Source organism: Scytonema hofmannii PCC 7110, assembly GCF_000346485.2.
GTDB classification, from domain to species: Bacteria; Cyanobacteriota; Cyanobacteriia; order Cyanobacteriales; family Nostocaceae; genus Scytonema; species Scytonema hofmannii.
Genome location: NZ_KQ976354.1, coordinates 4,680,400 through 4,698,020, shown reverse-complemented (window position 1 = coordinate 4,698,020; position 17,621 = coordinate 4,680,400). Strand labels below are relative to the sequence as shown.

General features: G+C 41.1%; 19 protein-coding genes and 1 pseudogene. 5 read left to right on the top strand and 15 right to left on the bottom strand.

Annotated features, from left to right (window positions below; genetic code table 11):
• Window positions 1–75 precede the first annotated feature (75 nt).
• Complete coding sequence (locus WA1_RS19525; protein WP_017741875.1) at window positions 76–711, top strand: glutathione S-transferase family protein; 636 nt, start codon at window positions 76–78, stop codon at window positions 709–711.
• A 150-nt stretch (window positions 712–861) separates the two neighbouring features.
• Here WA1_RS19525 and WA1_RS19520 read toward each other — a convergent pair whose 3' ends face one another.
• The 4 genes from WA1_RS19520 to WA1_RS19505 are packed head-to-tail and all read right to left on the bottom strand — an operon-like array spanning window position 862 to window position 2,817.
• The gene (locus WA1_RS19520; protein ID WP_017741876.1) at window positions 862–1,089 is read right to left on the bottom strand and encodes a DUF167 domain-containing protein; all 228 of its coding nucleotides are present in this window, start codon (window positions 1,087–1,089) and stop codon (window positions 862–864) included.
• On the bottom strand, window positions 1,067–1,483 hold the full coding sequence (locus WA1_RS19515; protein ID WP_201789207.1) for a ribosomal maturation YjgA family protein: 417 nt from the start codon (window positions 1,481–1,483) through the stop codon (window positions 1,067–1,069). Before WA1_RS19515 ends, WA1_RS19520 begins: the two co-directional genes overlap by 23 nt.
• Before the next feature lie 10 nt (window positions 1,484–1,493).
• Window positions 1,494–2,039, bottom strand: coding sequence for a DUF2231 domain-containing protein (locus WA1_RS19510; protein ID WP_017741878.1), 546 nt, complete (start codon window positions 2,037–2,039; stop codon window positions 1,494–1,496).
• 37 nt (window positions 2,040–2,076) lie between these two features.
• A complete protein-coding gene (locus tag WA1_RS19505; protein ID WP_017741879.1) occupies window positions 2,077–2,817 on the bottom strand; it encodes an LmeA family phospholipid-binding protein in 741 nt (246 codons plus the stop codon).
• 258 nt (window positions 2,818–3,075) lie between these two features.
• On the opposite strand from WA1_RS19505, the gene WA1_RS19500 reads away from it, so the two are divergent.
• From WA1_RS19500 to WA1_RS19485, 4 genes are all read left to right on the top strand, one after another.
• Window positions 3,076–4,125, top strand: coding sequence for a hemerythrin domain-containing protein (locus WA1_RS19500; protein WP_026134489.1), 1,050 nt, complete (start codon window positions 3,076–3,078; stop codon window positions 4,123–4,125).
• 247 nt (window positions 4,126–4,372) lie between these two features.
• Window positions 4,373–6,616: a PAS domain-containing protein gene (locus WA1_RS19495; RefSeq protein WP_017741881.1), complete on the top strand. Its 2,244-nt coding sequence runs from the start codon at window positions 4,373–4,375 to the stop codon at window positions 6,614–6,616.
• A 107-nt stretch (window positions 6,617–6,723) separates the two neighbouring features.
• The gene (locus WA1_RS19490) at window positions 6,724–8,040 is read left to right on the top strand and encodes a sensor histidine kinase (protein ID WP_026134490.1); all 1,317 of its coding nucleotides are present in this window, start codon (window positions 6,724–6,726) and stop codon (window positions 8,038–8,040) included.
• Window positions 8,041–8,528: 488 nt separating this feature from the next.
• Window positions 8,529–9,305: a hypothetical protein gene (locus WA1_RS19485; protein ID WP_017741883.1), complete on the top strand. Its 777-nt coding sequence runs from the start codon at window positions 8,529–8,531 to the stop codon at window positions 9,303–9,305.
• Between the two features lie 462 nt (window positions 9,306–9,767).
• Here WA1_RS19485 and WA1_RS59970 read toward each other — a convergent pair whose 3' ends face one another.
• From WA1_RS59970 to WA1_RS19435, 11 genes and pseudogenes are all read right to left on the bottom strand, one after another.
• Window positions 9,768–9,965, bottom strand: coding sequence for a DUF5615 family PIN-like protein (locus WA1_RS59970; RefSeq protein ID WP_017741884.1), 198 nt, complete (start codon window positions 9,963–9,965; stop codon window positions 9,768–9,770).
• Window positions 9,962–10,186, bottom strand: coding sequence for a DUF433 domain-containing protein (locus WA1_RS19475; protein WP_017741885.1), 225 nt, complete (start codon window positions 10,184–10,186; stop codon window positions 9,962–9,964). The genes WA1_RS59970 and WA1_RS19475 overlap by 4 nt, the downstream gene beginning before the upstream one ends.
• Before the next feature lie 99 nt (window positions 10,187–10,285).
• Window positions 10,286–10,560: pseudogene (locus WA1_RS19470) on the bottom strand (DUF433 domain-containing protein).
• A gap of 372 nt (window positions 10,561–10,932) precedes the next feature.
• Window positions 10,933–11,628, bottom strand: a complete 696-nt coding sequence (locus WA1_RS19465; protein WP_026134491.1) for a class I SAM-dependent methyltransferase — start codon at window positions 11,626–11,628, stop codon at window positions 10,933–10,935.
• Window positions 11,629–11,734: 106 nt separating this feature from the next.
• On the bottom strand, window positions 11,735–12,823 hold the full coding sequence (locus WA1_RS19460; RefSeq protein ID WP_017741888.1) for an iron-containing redox enzyme family protein: 1,089 nt from the start codon (window positions 12,821–12,823) through the stop codon (window positions 11,735–11,737).
• Window positions 12,824–13,166: 343 nt separating this feature from the next.
• A complete protein-coding gene (locus WA1_RS19455; RefSeq protein WP_017741889.1) occupies window positions 13,167–13,469 on the bottom strand; it encodes a type II toxin-antitoxin system RelE/ParE family toxin in 303 nt (100 codons plus the stop codon).
• A 3-nt stretch (window positions 13,470–13,472) separates the two neighbouring features.
• Window positions 13,473–13,754, bottom strand: coding sequence for a type II toxin-antitoxin system ParD family antitoxin (locus WA1_RS19450; protein WP_017741890.1), 282 nt, complete (start codon window positions 13,752–13,754; stop codon window positions 13,473–13,475).
• Between the two features lie 488 nt (window positions 13,755–14,242).
• Window positions 14,243–16,288 (bottom strand): ribonuclease catalytic domain-containing protein, encoded by a 2,046-nt coding sequence (locus tag WA1_RS19445; RefSeq protein ID WP_017741891.1) that lies wholly within the window; start codon window positions 16,286–16,288, stop codon window positions 14,243–14,245.
• Window positions 16,289–16,574: 286 nt separating this feature from the next.
• A complete protein-coding gene (gene rpsR / locus WA1_RS19440; RefSeq protein WP_017741893.1) occupies window positions 16,575–16,790 on the bottom strand; it encodes a 30S ribosomal protein S18 in 216 nt (71 codons plus the stop codon).
• Between the two features lie 2 nt (window positions 16,791–16,792).
• Window positions 16,793–16,987: a 50S ribosomal protein L33 gene (rpmG, locus tag WA1_RS52945; protein WP_081402908.1), complete on the bottom strand. Its 195-nt coding sequence runs from the start codon at window positions 16,985–16,987 to the stop codon at window positions 16,793–16,795.
• Between the two features lie 47 nt (window positions 16,988–17,034).
• Window positions 17,035–17,577 carry an RDD family protein gene (locus WA1_RS19435; RefSeq protein ID WP_017741894.1) on the bottom strand — a complete coding sequence of 181 codons (543 nt, stop codon included), beginning with the start codon at window positions 17,575–17,577 and terminating at the stop codon, window positions 17,035–17,037.
• Between the last annotated feature and the right edge of the window lie 44 nt (window positions 17,578–17,621).

Below are 17,621 nucleotides of genomic sequence, written 5' to 3'. Positions count from 1 at the left end.
CATTTGTCTTTTCCAAAGATATGCTGTATTTTTACTGCATGACCATTCAACAAATTCATCCCAATATTTTTTGGCATGGAAACCCTGCGTTTGTATGATTTTTTACCCTCAGGCAATGGCTACAAGATACGTCTTTTATTGACACAAATTGGTATACCATTTGAGAGGGTAGAGGTTAATATTACCAATGGTGAAACTCGAACAGCAGAATTTTTAAGTAAAAATCCAAACGGCAAGATTCCTGTTTTGGAAATTCAACCAGGGAAATACTTAACAGAATCAAATGCCATTATGGTGTATCTCAGTGAAGGAACAGAGTTTTTACCCTATGATCCCTATTTACGAGCACAAGTACTACAGTGGTTGTTTTTTGAGCAGTACAGCCATGAACCTTACATTGCTACACCAAGATTTTGGATTTCCATACTAGGCAAATCTGAAGAATATAGTGCAGCGATAGAGCAAAAACGCGAACAAGGTTACGCAGCTCTTAAAGTCATGGAAAACCATCTATCAAATCACCATTTTTTTGTAGGAGATCGATACACAATTGCTGATATTGGTTTATTTGCTTACACTCATGTAGCCGAGGAAGGAAGATTTAACCTATCACCCTTTCCCGAAATACAAGCTTGGATAGAACGAGTGAAAGCACAACCAGGACATATCACCATTACAGAAGAAATTAAAACATTTCAAACTGTCGAGTAGTGAGTTATTACTTAATACCCCACACTACACTACACACGCATAAATACGCAGATAGAACAGGCTATTATCCGCGTTCATCTGCGTCCATCTGCGGTTCAAATCCCCTCTTTTTAAATATGGGTAACAACGGCACTGGTCACTGGTCACTGGTCACTGATGAGTATCAATTTCAACTAACTTTTGCCGCGACGATAAACCCAACTTAATTCTAATACACGATTTTGGCACATCAAATTTTTCTGCAAGTAATCGAATTAACTCTTGATTAGCCTTACCATCCACAGGCGGAGATTTCAAATGCACCGTCAGACTCCCATCAACTTTTTCCTCAATTTTGGGAACTTTTGAATTAGGTTTAACTTTGACTTTTTTTTGCATCATTTCTTACTGGTAATTTTTGCAACCACAACCACCCCAAAAAACAGCCCAACACGTAATGTGGAAAATCCCACCAAGTAAAAGTCGTGCCAATCAACCACTTCCCTATCAAGGTAGCGCGGAACTGCTCTAATAGAGGCGGATGCCAAAGTTGTAAAAATTCCAGTATACAAGTGATAATAAAAACCAATAAGGGGATTTGCCAGATAGCCGATTGACCTTTAAAAAATAAAAATGCAAACAAGCACCAAAATATTTCGTAAAAAACAGCAGCCCCATAATTGTTCAACCATTGGTCAGCAGGACCGACATAATACTTAAAGAAAAAGCCCATCGTGACGACGATGAGCAAAGATAAGAGGATGTGAAAGTTTAGAGTTTTTCTAGACAGCATCATTTCAGGACTAGGGGTAATTTGGGTTACCATTGCCAATGACTGAGATTTTATGGCGGTAAACCAATTCTCCACCATACCAGCCAGATACACCAAGAAGAGTAGCGACAAGAACTGAGATAACAAGTCCCCAAGGCAGTACAGCCGATATAGGGTTATTCCATCGTACTGCAAGGTTAATAACAGTCAGTAAAAGAGCCGCAACATTAAGAAACATATGCGCCCAGCCTGCGGTACGCTTCCGGACTCTAGGTATTCTTAGAAAGTCCAGTAAACCAGTCAAAGCGGCTGCGAGACCGCCTACCAATCCACCAACTATTAACCAAAAAGAAGCTCTTGCCCAAAATACATCTTCTGTTAACCAGAAAACTGCATCAGTTAACAGTGCTCCTACAAGGAAAGCGATGGGGAATTGAACGAGAATTGGATGTATTGGGTGTCCTACTACTGAAACCGTACTAGGTATACCAGTGTCTCGAAATTCTCTGCTATCACTTTCTAGAAAAGCAGGAATATTTGGATAGGGTGTTGTGTCTCTTTCTTGAGTTTCCGTCATTTCTCTTCCTTTAATTGTATGAAAGGGATTAGGGGTCTTACTCTGTAAACATTCGCTCTACAAAAGCTTCTGCTTGGATGATAAGTTTGCCTTGTTCAGCCTCTAATTGTTTAATTCTGAGTGTCATTCCTTCTAAATCGAAGTTACTCAAATTTAAAATTTCACTAGTTGCATCTACCAAAGCTTTTGTGAGTTCGGGAGAGACTTCTTGAGTATCGCCGTATTCAACATTTTCCAAACTAACTGTTTGTCCATTTGCTCTTACTTTGGGTACTGCTGAAAAGGCTACCTTATGATTTTCATGAGTTTCTTGCAAAATCACATTAGCGCTTAACGTGACTTTATTATTTCCGGGTAACCGAAAATCGACTTGTTGGGGAACAACTGTCCTCGATTGCCCGTTGATATGAATTTTGTTCTCTTGCAATTGCGAGCGAACATATTCAGAGTTAAAGGCATGATTAATATCTTTTTCCGTTAAAATAACCCTGGCAGTCCCTTTTGTTGGTTTGGTGAGTTCTATCTTTCCAAAAGCAGCACTTAGGGGATTGATAGCTACGCTACCTGTATGCATTTCCAATTCCTGCATGCGAAGGTCTTTTTGCATAACCAAACCTTCGCCTTCAATAGTGACCGTATCAACTTCACCCTGCATGAGTTTGAAGGGATCTGTTTGAATATTTACATCCAAATTCTCTACTTCATCTAATTGGCTGGTTAACCCTATCTCTGCAGCTTTGTTTAGTGCCTGCTCTCCCAGTCCCGGACTATCGGGCATCGCGTTTTTATCTCCTATTTGATTTTCCTTGCGTCAATCTAGAAAATTGACGTAAAAAATTAATCTATCCTGTGGGGTAATCAAAAAAAAATCTTATCTATCAAAAAGCATACTTTTGCTTTTATCGAGTCTAATATCCTTTTTTTCTACCCGAAGTTTTGAAAGCTATCGGTCAAAAGAAAGATGGAATAAAATTGATAAATGTGCAAATTTGAGATTGGAATCGATCCAAAAAAAATCCAGAGAGGGAACGAAAAAATGGTTGCGACTTTAGATGATACAAAGCGTTCTGCCCTTGCTATTAAACTGGCAGATATGAAGGCAATTCAAAAACTAATAATTGAGAACGAGCAAAAGTTGCTAGGTCAAATTAGCGACTCAGAAGTTGCCGATCGCTTCCGGAAGATGCTTGAAGATGACAATAAAAACCTGGGCATTCTGGAAACTGTAATCGGTCAGTATGGCATTCAAGCTGAACCAGAAAAAACCATTACGGAAATGATTGATAAGATTCGTAAATTACAACAAGGCTCTGAACTAAGCTTGTATGATAAAGTTTTCCAGCATGAATTGCTGAAACACCAGCAAGTAATGACTGGCTTGACCATTCACAAAGCAGCACAAAAAGTTGGTGCAGACGTATTGCTGGCTATTGGACCATTGAACACTGTTAACTTTGAGAACCGCGCTCATCAAGAGCAACTTAAGGGCGTTTTGGAAGTTTTGGGTGTTCGCGAACTCACCGGTCAAGATGCAGATCAAGGTATTTGGGCACGCGTTCAAGATGCTATGGCGGCCTTAAGCGGCGTGTTTGGTAGCGCTGTTACTCAAAGCTCTGATAAGAGCGACCTAAACATTCAAGACGCTATCCGTCTGGATCATGGCAAGGTAAATACCCTGTTCACTGAACTTTTGGCTAGCAAGGATCCTCAAAAGATCCAAGAGTACTTTGGTCAAATCTATAAGGATCTGAGCACTCATGCTGAAGCTGAAGAGCAAGTTGTATATCCTGCAGTGCGTCCTTTCTATGGTCAGAACGATACTCAAGAGCTTTACGACGAGCAAGCTGAAATGAAGAAAATGTTAGAGCAAATCAAGGCTATCAACCCCTCTAACGTAGAACAATTCAAGGATAGAATCAGACAACTTATGGATGCTGTTGGCGATCATATTCGTCAAGAAGAAAGCACAATGTTTGCTGCTATCCGCAATAATTTAAGCTCCGATCAAAGCGAACAACTCGCAACCAAATTTAAAGCAGCTAAGACTGAAATTCAAAAGAAGCTCGGCGTAGTTGGCGCTAAGTAGTCTAGAGATACGGAGACGCTAAGCGTCGTGTCTCTGGATGAAGATTGATTTAAAAGCATAGAACTTGTTGGTTAAAGATAACTCCCACACTGAGTGTTGGGAGTTTTTGTTTGTTATAAATGTTCTATTGACTATCCTAACCTTATTGAAAAACCTGAAATCTAAGCTGAAAGCCGAGATCGCTCGTCAATAAATCATGTCAATTTGGAAACACTATGCAAATAAAAGACCGAGGAGCGCAAGCAAAATGTCAGACCGAGCAAACCATCAAGATGCTCTCAAGCAAAATCAAGTACAATCCAACGTAAATACTGCTATAACTGGTGACAATCGGGCAGTCACACCTCTATGTGAAAGTGCATCCCTCTTACTGCAAGCAATTGAGTATGCTCCCATTGGGATGGTTATGTTCGATCGCGAAATGCGCTATCTCGAGGTGAATCACAAATGGCTAAATGATTATAACCTGACCGATGACATAATCGGACGCTCTCACTATGAAATATTTCCCGAAATATCTGAAGAGAGGAAGCAAATTCATCAACAGTGTTTGGCTGGTGCGATCGCACAAAGTGATGAAGACCCCTATCCACGAAATGATGGATCTATTGAATGGGTGCGCTGGTTACTTCGCCCGTGGCATACCACAAGTGGTGAAATTGGTGGTCTTATCATGTACAACGAAAACATAACTCAGCGCAAACAAGCTGAAGAAGCCCTGCGCGAAAGTAACACCCTGTTGCGCTCTATTTTAGAAAATACACCTGGTTTCATTGTCGTTAAAGATCTTGAAGGTTGTTATGTTGCCCTTAATTCTAATTTGGCGAACTTTCTGGATAAACCAATTAAAGATATCATCGGCAAAGACGATTGTAACGTGTTGCCACCTGATGATGCGCGTGACATCATGGCAAAAGACCGTCAGATTATTAGAACAGGAATAGCAGAAACTTACGAGGAAGACGTATCTAATGGTGACACTAGTGGAACCTTTCTCACAACAAAAACTCCTTGGCAGGATGCTCATGGCAAGATTCTCGGTATTATTGGGATATCGCGAGATATTACCGATCGCAAACAAGCGGAGATAGCGCTTGCCAAAGCCAAAGAAGTGGCAGAAGCGGCAAGTTATGCAAAAAGTGAATTTCTTGCTAATATGAGTCACGAGTTGCGGACTCCACTTAATGGCATCTTGGGCTACGCTCAAGTCCTGCAACGTTCAAAACACTTGAACGAAGAAGAGCGATCGCAAATTCATGTGATTTACCAGTGTGGTTCGCATTTGCTAACCTTAATTAATGACATTCTGGATTTGTCAAAGATTGAAGCTCAGAAAGTGGAACTCATGCCCACTGACTTTCACTTCCCAGCATTTTTGCAAGGCGTCGCGGAGATGTGCCGCATCCGCGCCGAACTCAAAGGCATTCAGTTTCACCACCAACTGGCGTCAGAATTGCCCGTCGGCATCCGCGCTGATGAAAAACGCTTGCGACAGGTGCTGATTAATCTTCTCAGCAATGCTATCAAATTTACCGATACAGGCAGCGTTACCTTTACTATCAGCTATACCTCAGAAGGCAAAATTCGCTTTGAAGTCCGCGATACGGGCGTTGGTATTCTCCAAGATAAACTCCAAGCTATTTTTCTACCTTTTGAGCAAGTGGGAGACAATCGGCGACAAACCGAAGGGACAGGGCTGGGATTGGCAATCAGCCAAAAAATTGTAGAGTTAATGAGGAGTACCATTCAAGTTTGGAGTGAGATGGGTGTTGGCAGTATTTTTTGGTTCGATGTCAACTTGCCTACTGCCGATGAGTGGGTTAAAACATCTCAAGCTGACGCTTGCGGACAAATCGTTGGTATCCAAGCTTACCAACCTAAAGTTGTTGTGATCGATGACAAATGGGAAAATCGCTCGGTGATTGTCAATTTGCTCAGTCCAATTGGTTTTGATGTGGTGGAAGGCTGTGATGGGGAAGAGGGCTGGCAAAAGATTGAGGAATTTCAACCAGACTTGGTTATCACTGATTTGCTCATGCCAAAATTAGATGGGTTTGGTCTAATTAAGCGTATTCGTGAGTCCGAAGCATTCAAAGACATCATTATTATTGTGTCATCAGCCAGCGTGTTTGAAAGCGATCGCCATCGCAGTTTGGAAGTAGGAGGCAATGATTTTCTTCCCAAACCAGTACAGGCGCTTGAGTTGTTCCAGAAATTGCGACAGCATCTCCATTTGGAATGGGTTTATGAAGAGCCGAAGACTGCAAGCAACACAGAGCAAGACAATCGAACTCTAGTTGCTCCACCCACAACAGAAATAGAAATTCTTTACCAATTAGTGATGAAAGGCAACTTTAAGGGAATTATTAAACAAGCAGTATTGCTCGAACAAATGAATGAAAAATACATTCCCTTTGCGAAAAAACTGCATCAACTGGCAAAAGAGTTTCAAGACCAAGAAATTCTGGCATTCATTCAATCGTATAAGTAATACCAAATTGAATCAAGAATGCGACAGATAGTTGGTCAATATCGAGTCTATACATGACTTTCTCAATCCAAAATCTAAAATCCAAAATCCAAAATGGTATAAGTGATATGAATCTTGTAACTGAGCAAAATGCGACGGTTCTCATTGTTGATGACAATCCTGCCAACTTAAGTGTTTTATCTGATGCTCTCGACCAAGCAGGTTTAGAAGTTTGGGTAGCGAAATCCGGAAAAGTAGCTTTAGAACGGGTCAAATATGCTCTACCCAATTTAATTTTATTAGATGTGATGATGCCAGAGATGGATGGGTTTGAAACCTGTCGTCAATTAAAAGCATCTCCAGAAACCAAAGATATTCCTGTCATCTTTATGACAGCACTTTCCGACACTGCCAATAAAGTTGAAGGTTTTCAAGTTGGTGCTGTAGACTATATCACCAAACCTTTTCAGCAAGAGGAAGTTTTGTCAAGAGTTCAATTACACTTAAAGCTACACGATCTGTCTGAAAAACTAGAACAGAAAAATGCTTTGTTAGAGAAAAAAGTTGTAGAAGTGACTCAAGCCTATGATGACTTGCAAAAAATGCAAATTAAGCTGATTCAAAATGAGAAATTGTCCACCTTAGGACAAATGGTTACTGGAATTGCTCATGAGATTAACAACCCCGTGAATTTTATTTACGGTAATCTTCTTTATGCAAGCGAGTACACCCACGATATACTCAATCTCCTGCGTCTTTATCAAGAAGATTACCCAAATCCAACTCCTCGCATTCAAGCAAAAATGGAAAAAATTGACATCGATTTTGTTCAAAATGATATTTTAAAGCTGTTTAATTCAATTACATCAGGCGCACAACGCATTCAAGAAATTATTAAATCAATGCGAAATTTTTCCCGGATAGATGAAGCTCACATGAAAGCCGTCAATATTCATGAGGGAATTGATAGTGCGATCGCTATTTTAAATTACCGCTTCAAGGCAACACACAAGCGTCCCAACATCGAAGTTGTTAAAGAATATGGTGAATTGCCCCTTGTTGAATGTTGGGCTGGGCAACTCAATCAAGTTTTTATGAATATTCTCACCAATGCCATTGATGCGTTAGAGAAATACAATCAACAGCGTTCGTTTGAAGAAATTAAACAGGAACCCAGTCGAATTAAAATTTGCACAACAATGAGTGGAGACAATAAAGTAGCTATTCATATTACTGATAACGGTTTAGGAATCGATGAAGAGACCAAAGCAAAATTATTCGCTCCTTTCTTTACAACAAAACCTGTTGAAAGAAACGGATTGGGGTTATCTATCAGCTATGAAATTATTGTGAAAAAACACGGTGGCAATCTCTACTGCCAATCTACCCGTGGAAAAGGTACAGAATTCATAATTGAAATTCCAATTAAACAGTCATTTGTCTAACGATTTTATATTTTATATTTTAGATTGAGAAAGTCTTGCCTAGTAATATGTTCGCTCAACTACCTGTTGCATTCTCTTTTCAAATTGATATTATTTTCCTCTGCGTTCTGAAGCGCCTCTGCGGTTTTTAAAATTAATTTCATCATAGAAGTAGCCATCATGTACTTTCTTACACAAAAACCAATGAAAATTTTTTTTCTCTCTACTCCCCACTCCTTTTTCTTTCTATTATGATTATCAACCTTGGCTAATTTATCAAAAAATATAAAAAATAATAGATTTTTATAAAGACCAATGACAAAGATGCAGCGCTACGTGCTGGTAAAAGTGTCCGTAATTACGGATTTTTCATCGATCTTGCTTACTACAACACTAGTAACGCACAGGTCGATCCCACTAAGCCCGATCCTAATAACCCACTCTACATTCCCATTTCTCCAACGCCTTTCGCAGATAATATTCCTCAATCTCCAGTCGGTAAGGTCGTATTGCAGGATAATACTGACATCTATTTCCGAGGTTACGACCAGAAGCATCCAGATATTTATCCGTACAACGAATGGGCGCGTGACATTGATCGCTATTTAAAAAAGAACGAGCTGCCCAATTTATCGTTGGTACGTTTGCATCACGACCACTTTGGTAACTTCAACAATGCTGTGGCTGGTTTGAACACGGCCGAACTACAAATGGCTGATAATGATTATGCTGTTGGTTTGTTAGTGGAAAAAATTTCTAAGTCCCCTCTGTGGAAAGAGACAGCCATCTTTGTCATTGAAGATGATTCCCAAAATGGCCCTGATCGCGTTGACGGTCATCGCTCGGTAGCTTATGTAATTTCGCCTTACACCAAGCGAAAAGCTCTTGTCAGCACCAACTACAACACTGTTAGCATGGTGCGGACGATGGAAGATATTTTGGGAATTGGCTACTTAGGAATCAATGATGCCAATGCCACACCCATGTCAGACGCATTTACCCAACAGCCCGACTTTACTCCTTACACAGCTGTTGTACCTGGTAATTTGTGCGGTACACCTGTAGATCCCAACCTCGTACCAGCTTGCAAAGACCCTAATGCACAAAAAAGTGCCGCAAAACCCTTGCTGCATAACAAACAGTGGTGGGCGCAAGCAACAAAGGGATTTTATTTTGGAGTTGAAGATAAGCTCGATCCTGAGAAATTCAACCGCGTACTCTGGACTGGAATTCAAGGTGACAATGTACCTTATCCAACAGAGCGCGATCGTATGAATCTCAGCTAAAATCGAGCCGAAGTGCTTGAAAAAGGGCTTCTGAGTGAAAATCGCCTTGCAGATCGAGCAGGTTAATTCACATCTCACACAATTCTTAACAGGAGGTAAAAAAACTGGGTTTCTTGCAAAACGTGCAACCTATCACCCTTGGTTTTTCGTCTAGAAACTTGGTTTTTGCTTTTTTGAGTCATATTTCAATGGGACTGGCATAATTGTCAGCCCCATTTTTGTGTGATAAATCTTGAGTTTGCGCGATCGCCAATCAGCTACCCAATACTCGCTCACTTCTCTCGAAGAATAGAGTTGAAGTTCAGGATGTCAGATCTACTCTCATTCTCCACTAATTTCTACTAATGCTTCTCCCAAGCTTAAAAGCTCCAGTGCTTCTTTTAAGGTTGCACTTAGAATTTCTTTCAATTTAGCATTTGAGGTGTTGCCACAAGTTATCCAAATTATTTGTGGTGGTGTTCCTTAGCGATCGACCAAATCAACAAAGTCTCTATCTTTGGTCATGATAATGACTCCTTGCGCCTTTGCTGCTTCAAAAATCTCACGATCTTCAGCATCTCTCAATCCAATATCGCGCAAAGCCAATGCTATGACCCCAAATGTACTGTTGATCCAGCCAGCTATTGCAGGAGACAAATGTGCATCTATCCAGATCGTCATGCAACTAGCACCGGATGATCGAGTTTACGCGCCGCATATAAAAGTGCTGCTTTGAGATCGTCCATTTCAAGATCGGGCATTTCTTCCAATATATCTTCGGCACTGAGTCCCGCAGCAAATAAGTCCAGCACATCTGAAACCCGAATCCTCATACCTCGAATGCAGGGACGACCACCGCACTGCTTGGGATTTACTGTGATTCTTTTAAGAAAATCTGACATGGGCTTTTACTTCCAAAAGAACTCTTGTCTCAGTTTAAATCAAGTTAGTTAAAGTACAATAGGGGGCATCTTGCCCACTCTGTCATGCAGCAATAGCCATTAAAGACCCCCAAACCAGTGGTAATCAACACTTTTTGAGAATGTGAGTATATTACAATAATTGCTGTAGCTATATAAAAGTGCTGCTTTGAGATCATCCATTTCCAGATCGGGCATTTCTTCCAAGATATCTTCGACACTTAGTCCAGCCGCAAATAAGTCCAGCACATCTGAAACCCGAATTTTCATAACCGGAATACTTTCATACCCCGAATACAAGGACAACCACCACACTGCTTGGGATTTACTGTGATTCTTTTAAGTAAATCTGACATATGCTTTTACTTCCAAAAAAACTCTTGTCTTAGTTTAAATCAAGTTAATTAAAGTACAATACGGTTCAAATAATACTAAAACCTTCGTGGAGTCAGAGATTGCAGGGGAGCATCCCGTTTTGGCAAATTGCCTCAAGAATAGAATTCTGAGGCTACACAAACGCTCGTCCGCAAGACAAGGACTTTATATGAAGTCCACCTTCGTGGACTTAGCTTGTATAGCCGCGATTTCAATCGCTAGGGCGCATGGACACGCATTTAGCCTACCAAGGCGATCCATCTGAGCAGGTGTATCTGGCTCAACCATAATAGGACACAGATCTGACTATAGAGCAAAGTATCAGGTTGACATAAATAATAAAACTCTGATATCTACAAACTCGTCATCAACTTCTCTAACTCCTGAGATAAATCAACTTTTGAATTAGATGATTTTTGAAATAAAACTCCTGATAGATAGTAATAATCTCCAGAATAAAAAGCCATTCCATGCTTGCGTAATTCTTCAATATGCTTCTTAACTTTTGGTTCAGAGCTATAGTAGCCAAACTTTAAAGGCAAAACAAAAAAATTAGTGACAGAATAACCGTTAGCTTTTGCATGATTAATTGTACTTTGTGGATTGGAGTAACTGGATACTAAAAGTAACACATTTTGGTAATCTAACGATAAAAGATTGTTGGTTACTGTTGCACCATCTATGCCACCAAATAACAAAGGCATATAAATATCTTGGTCTGGTGCTGGTAGATATGGAGGATTAGCCACTAAATATTCTGCTTCTGGTTGAGAAGACTCGAACAGACATGAGTTATGAATAATGTATTTATGATTTAGATTATATTCATCTATATGTGAATTAGCAGTTTTCCAAGCAGCAGGATTTAATTCAAATCCTTGTATTAAACCCTCAAATCTGTTTCTTAAAAGAGAGTTAATTACAGGGCTTCCATCCCCCGAACCAAATTCAACAATGCACTCTGATTCATAACAATTTCTCAGAACCAAGTTTTCCAAACAATTTGAATAGAAATGAGATTCTTCTGGGCAATAAAAGACTTCTTTCATTGGACTTTCAACTTTCATAAATTTCTAAGAGAACTGAATGACAATTTAGAGGATAGGCAATGCCCATCCCAAAGAATAAGTATTAATAGCCATTAGCCATTAGCCATTAGCTATTTGTCCGTATCGATCGCACAACAGCATGAGCAGCGCGATCGCCCATAAGTTTTTCTTGGTCGTAACCAAGTAAAAGTTGCCATGCTTCATTGGGATACATTTCTGCTAGAGGCAAAGCGACATTATCCAACATCCAACGTCCGTGACGTTCGTCCTCCCGGATGTGCAATTCCCAATAACCCATTGCTGCTTCCGAAAGCCCCAATCGTTGTGCTGCAGTAAGATAATTTCTGTAAGCCGCAGGTCCGGCTACCTCAAAATAGGTCAGCCCACCGTTATATCGCAGGAAATAGCGCTTGCATTCAGTCAGTAAAAAATTATTATTATCGTTAGCAAGTACTTCCCAGGGAACCAAATCAAAATATCCTTCTGGTTCGGTGTTCATCCCAAACTCATCTAACATTTGGGCAAAAAAGGTAGAGTGCTTGCGAGAAAAACGTCCATTGCCATATTCTTCTAGCAGCACCCGTATTAAAGTACATTGCACTTCATTAGCAGCACCGCCTAGAATTCGGGAAAGACGACTACCTTCCACCAGACCGTCAAATGAACCAATAGCAAGTAAATGACGGTAGCCAGCCTCACTCATAGAATTGCGTATATAGAGGCTTTCTTCCGACAATTCGGGATCTAAGTCATATGCAGAACGCTCAATTAGCGCTTGCTGAATACTTTTAACATCCAATTGTCGTAATGCTTTCACATCGATCTGTGAGATTTCCCACTGTTGCCAAGCTGATTCTATTTGGTCGCGTACCTTATACAAATAAAAGGAGCGCTCATTTACATAATGCCGCAAGTCATCGTACCAAAATAAATTTAGACGATTAATACGATAAAGTACTCGCTGAAGAAAGAGGTGAGCTGCATCATCGCCTGCACCATCTTGGTAAGCAGCACGAACTGCTCCAGAGAGGGTACTTTCAAACTCAGCCTTGAGTTCTGGCTTGGCTTCGAGTTTTTTATCTAAACCCTCTGTCGCAAGCAGGTCTACAAATTGCCGCTCAGCGCGATCGTAATTTGTATTTATTGTTTCCTCTATCTGTGTATTTTTTCTTTCAGCATTTGCGATACGGGACATAAGCGGTTCAAAAGTAAAAAGTAAAAATCGCAAAGCTCTTAATGAACAAGTATTTTCAATACTTGTCCCCAGTAAATTAAATGGGTAGAACCTATCTAAATTACTGTCGGTGAGTTCAGCGCTAGATGCTTATATATTTCCTCTTAAGTAGCCTGTAATACCTCTCCCGCAAGTGATAAAGAAAAATTAAGCTTTCAATCCATGATTCAGCCCACAGACACATAGAGACTCAATCGGCGCTCTAGACGGCATCTAAAAATGCATCTCAAATAGCACACATCCAAGGTGAAGCATCATAAGATTTAATTGGCGTTCCATTCATAAAATGGAGGTGTATTATCTATCAATCACCATCTACAGAGAAAAGCGTTTCCAAATCTCGGTAGCCACTCAAAACACGCACAATTTCAACACCGTTACTAATTGAGCGATAAAATATCAAATAATTGTCTAGAGGAAAACTCCGCAAACCAACTTCAAAATGATCACAGCTTTGACCCATATCAGGAAAACTCGCCAATAGCTTACACTGTTGTTTAATTTTGTCCTTGAATTTTCTTGCAGATCCAGAGTTATAGCGGGCAATGTAAGTGATAATGTCCTTGATATCTTCTTTCGCAGGAGTGGTTAAAATATACCGACTCATAATTTAACTTGCCTTTGTTTGTTCCATTTCTGCTTCGATACGTTGGATATTTTCCTCTAGTTCTGCAAAGAATTCTTCACCATCAATTACTTCCCCACGTTCTGAAGCTTCAATTCCAACTCGAATTTTTCCTTTCAACTCAGCAAGTCTCTCTTCCTGAGTGCGATCGCGTTCATCTAACAACCGCAATGCCTCACCTATCACTTCACTAGCTGAGTAATATCTACCACTGTTTACTTTCTCGTTAATTAACTGCTCTAACACTGGTGTTAAAGGAATATCCATGACCTTTATCCAATTCGTATTACTCTATATCGTAACGTCGTGCTACTAGGTTTCATTATTTCGGAATTATTTGGAGTAATTTGGGGTTAATCGGACTTAACCGTCACCCCAAACTACACCATTTGCTCATTTGAGCGCTCCCAAAAGGGGTATTGTTTGCCTCGACACGGCTTAAGAGTTTGTTAATGGATTACGGTGTTGCGCTATCGTGACGTAGCCATGTTCCTTCTCCGACGCTTGAGGCACAGCTTTCCTCATTAAGTCTTGACTCTTAAGCGGACTGAAACCCCTTGCGGGGTAACACAGAATCCGTATTCTGTGCTGAGTCATGGTGGAGTCAGTAAGTCGAATTGCTCCGATTTACTTTGGATTACTCCAGTTCACGTACTCCTCTCTAACCTTGTTAACTAGAGCGTGCAAATACGTATTAGTTAGAGCACTACATATTCTATAGCATTCTCGTAACTGCTCTAACGTTGGTTGCATCGCTACGCTTCCTGATAAATAATTTCTTGGAACTGAATTACATCCTTTTGCGGATCGGAATGAGCCGCTTTGACTAAGATTTGTTCGCCTAACTTCACAGAACGTTTGAATACCATTGGTAACTGCAGGCCCAATTCTTCTAACAGAATCAGCGCTAAACCACTGTCTTCTCTCAGCCACATTAAAACGACTGTTTCCCAAACTTTATCTGTATTGCGGCGCAGATATTCTAAAGCCCAATATCTGTTTGTTTGCCGCTCGACCATTGTCACTTCTTGGGTGATGGTAGATACAGACAGCATAACTTCTTTGAGTTGTTCTGCTGAAAACGGTAGCACATCACCGCGTAAATGTGCTTTTAGTTGGAAGTGGGTGAGCAAGTCACTATAACGGCGAATGGGAGAAGTCGCTTGGGTATATGTATCTAAACCCAAACCCGCATGACGTACAGGGGTAATGCTCATTTCGCTCTTGGGCATACAGCGACGCATGGCACAAGCACGTACAAATCCGGCGGGGAGTTGTACCAGTTCTTGCTCTGGTGGTAACTCTGGCTGTGGTTGACCGCGAAATGGTAAAGGTATGTTATACTTTTGACCGTATTTGGCAGCAACTTCACCGGCAAGGATCATCATTTCAGCCACTAATTGCCGAGACCGAGAATCTTCTAAGATATCGATGCTGATATCTTCTCCCTTGACTTTAATCATTGCCTCTGGCATATTGATGCTGATGGCTCCTTGGGCATACCGCCAAGCTTTGCGCTTACTTGACCATTCAGCGATCGCAGCAATTTCTGATTCTGCTTCTAAGCCCAAATGTAGCATTTCATCTACATCTTCATAAGTGAGGCGATAGGTTGGTTTAATCAGACTTGGATGAATGCTGTATTCTTCTACAGATCCTGCTTCATTTAAAACGATCCCAAAACTTAGGGCGCAACAAATTTTCCCTTGCACCAAACTCATCGGTCCGGTTGCCAAGACTTCTGGGAACATGGGTACCATGCCCGTCGGTAAATATACAGTGCTGCCTCGCTTTCTGGCTTCTAAATCTAAATCGTCTTCTGGTAACAGCCAGCGTGTGGGATCGGCAATATGTACCCACAGTCTTTCCCTGCCATCATTAAGTGATTCCCAACTCACACCATCATCTATCTCAGTGGTACTTTCGTCATCAATTGTATATACCTTTAGGTGTGTGAGATCCAGACGATTAATATCTCGGTCTGGTAGATGTGAGTCTAATCGCTGTTGCGCCACTTCTGTTACCTTGCTAGGGAATGGTATAGGTATTGACGAACGCCGTAGAAATAAGTTTTCATGCTCACTCCACCAACCCAAGTCTACTAGGAGTTGAAAAGCTCCTTGGGGGGTTGCAGGGCGTCCCAGTAAGTTCATTGTTTCTTGGACTGGTTGGGGTGGTGGATAAGCGCGAGCAAGAGTGTCATAACTTAAACCCACACGAACAATATCTGCGAGGAGTGAGGCATACTTTTCTAGGGCTTCTAGTCGATGGCGGTCGTGGCGCTGCCACTCCACCGGCTCTCCTTTGAGTGCCTCTTCTACTCGCGTCAAAAACTCTAGCTGACCCTTCGCTTTGAGCGCTTCTACTTCGAGTTGGTGTTTGCGCTCTGACACAGCCGCAGATGTTCGCGGCTCGTAAACGTCTCCTTTTTGTTTAAAGTAAATCTTATCATCTGATAGCAAGTAGTAAGCAGCATAACAATGATGCGCTTCTGATTCTGAAAATAGCAAATTCGCCATATCTGCCGGAGTTGCTGTATCCCCTGTTTCCGCGAGGAGTTCCCATGCGACTTCCAAGCTAGATGGATCTAAATAAGGCTTAATTGCTTCCAAAAATTCAGGAATTTGCGAAGGCTTGTAGGTTTGTCCGCTTACTGTATAGGTAATTTGCCGAGGTGCGAGACTGTGGGATTGACCACGTTCATCCACTACAAACCAACGAGCTTTCCCGTCTGGACGGTCTACTACACCCAAACGGCGATCGCTACCTACTCTAAATTCAACCAGCGTCCCCTTCTCCACAAGCCTCGCAATATTTTAGATTTTAGATTTTAGATTTTGGATTGGATACCTATGGTATCAAATTCCATTTTAGATTTTGGATTTCAGATTTTAGATTTTGGATTGGATACCTATGGTATCAAATTCCAAAATAATATTAGTATTTTTGGCTCTAATTTTAGATTTTTCGCCAAGACTCTAGATTTTGAGCCATGCGAAAAATAGAGACTAGAGACCGGGGACTTGAGACTGGGAATGCAATTCCCAATCATTAACTGGTCACTGGTCACTGGTCACTGGTCACTGATTAGCCTTCCGCGTTAATAAAGGGCAACAGAGCTAAAATCCGGGAGCGTTTAATCGCTAACGTTAACTCTCGCTGTTGCTGTGCTGTAAGCCCTGTAATCCGACGTGGAAGTATCTTGCCTCGTTCGGTGATAAACTTACGCAACAAATCTACATCTTTATAATCAATGGGGTCTCCTGGCTTGATGGGAGATAAACGACGACGATAATAGCTCATCTCTACTTAATTTCCTTGTGAACAGTGTGCTTGTTGCAGTGGGGGCAGAACTTTTTCAGTTCTAGCCTGTTGGTTGTATTGCGACGATTTTTCGTACTGGTATAACGAGAAACACCAGGAGAGCGTTTTTCTGGATTTGTACGACACTCAGTACATTCTAGTGTCACTACTATACGGACACCTTTACTCTTAGCCATAAGCTTATCAAAAAATACAGCTTGTTGAGAATTAACACAAATACCTATTATCTCATATTGCGTCGCACTTTATCAACTATTTGTTTAACTTTTATATCAAGCGAATAGCCACGACGCGACGAAATCACCATAGTCTTGGCAAAACGGTCATGCAAAGTTTGGCGAAGTTGCGTGTCGGATAAAGCCGCACCGCAGTCAATAGCCAAGGGAATCAATAGAAGTATAGCAGTGGGATTGCGTATGATGTTACTCAGGGTAATAGAAATCAACAGCGCACCCAAACAGATGATCCCTTCTCGCCGCAACAATGTTTGTAAATCGGGAACTCGAGCGCTTTCCACCTCTAGTACTTTAATGTCAAAAGCATAGCGCCCCAAACTTTGCCCTTGATTGTTGTAGGGTACAATGACGCGTAAAATTGCCCATCCCACAATAAAGACAAGTATCTGAACAATTTGAACGCCGAGTTGAGAACCACCCAACAAAGAACTGACTACCCAGACAATGAGGAAATCAACTCCCAACGCCATACCTCGCCGTCCAAACTCAACTTTGGGAAAGTGCTTGGGGGGAACTCGCTCAATAGACATACATTTAGGTGTGGAATTAGCTTTCACCTCTATATTAATAGCGA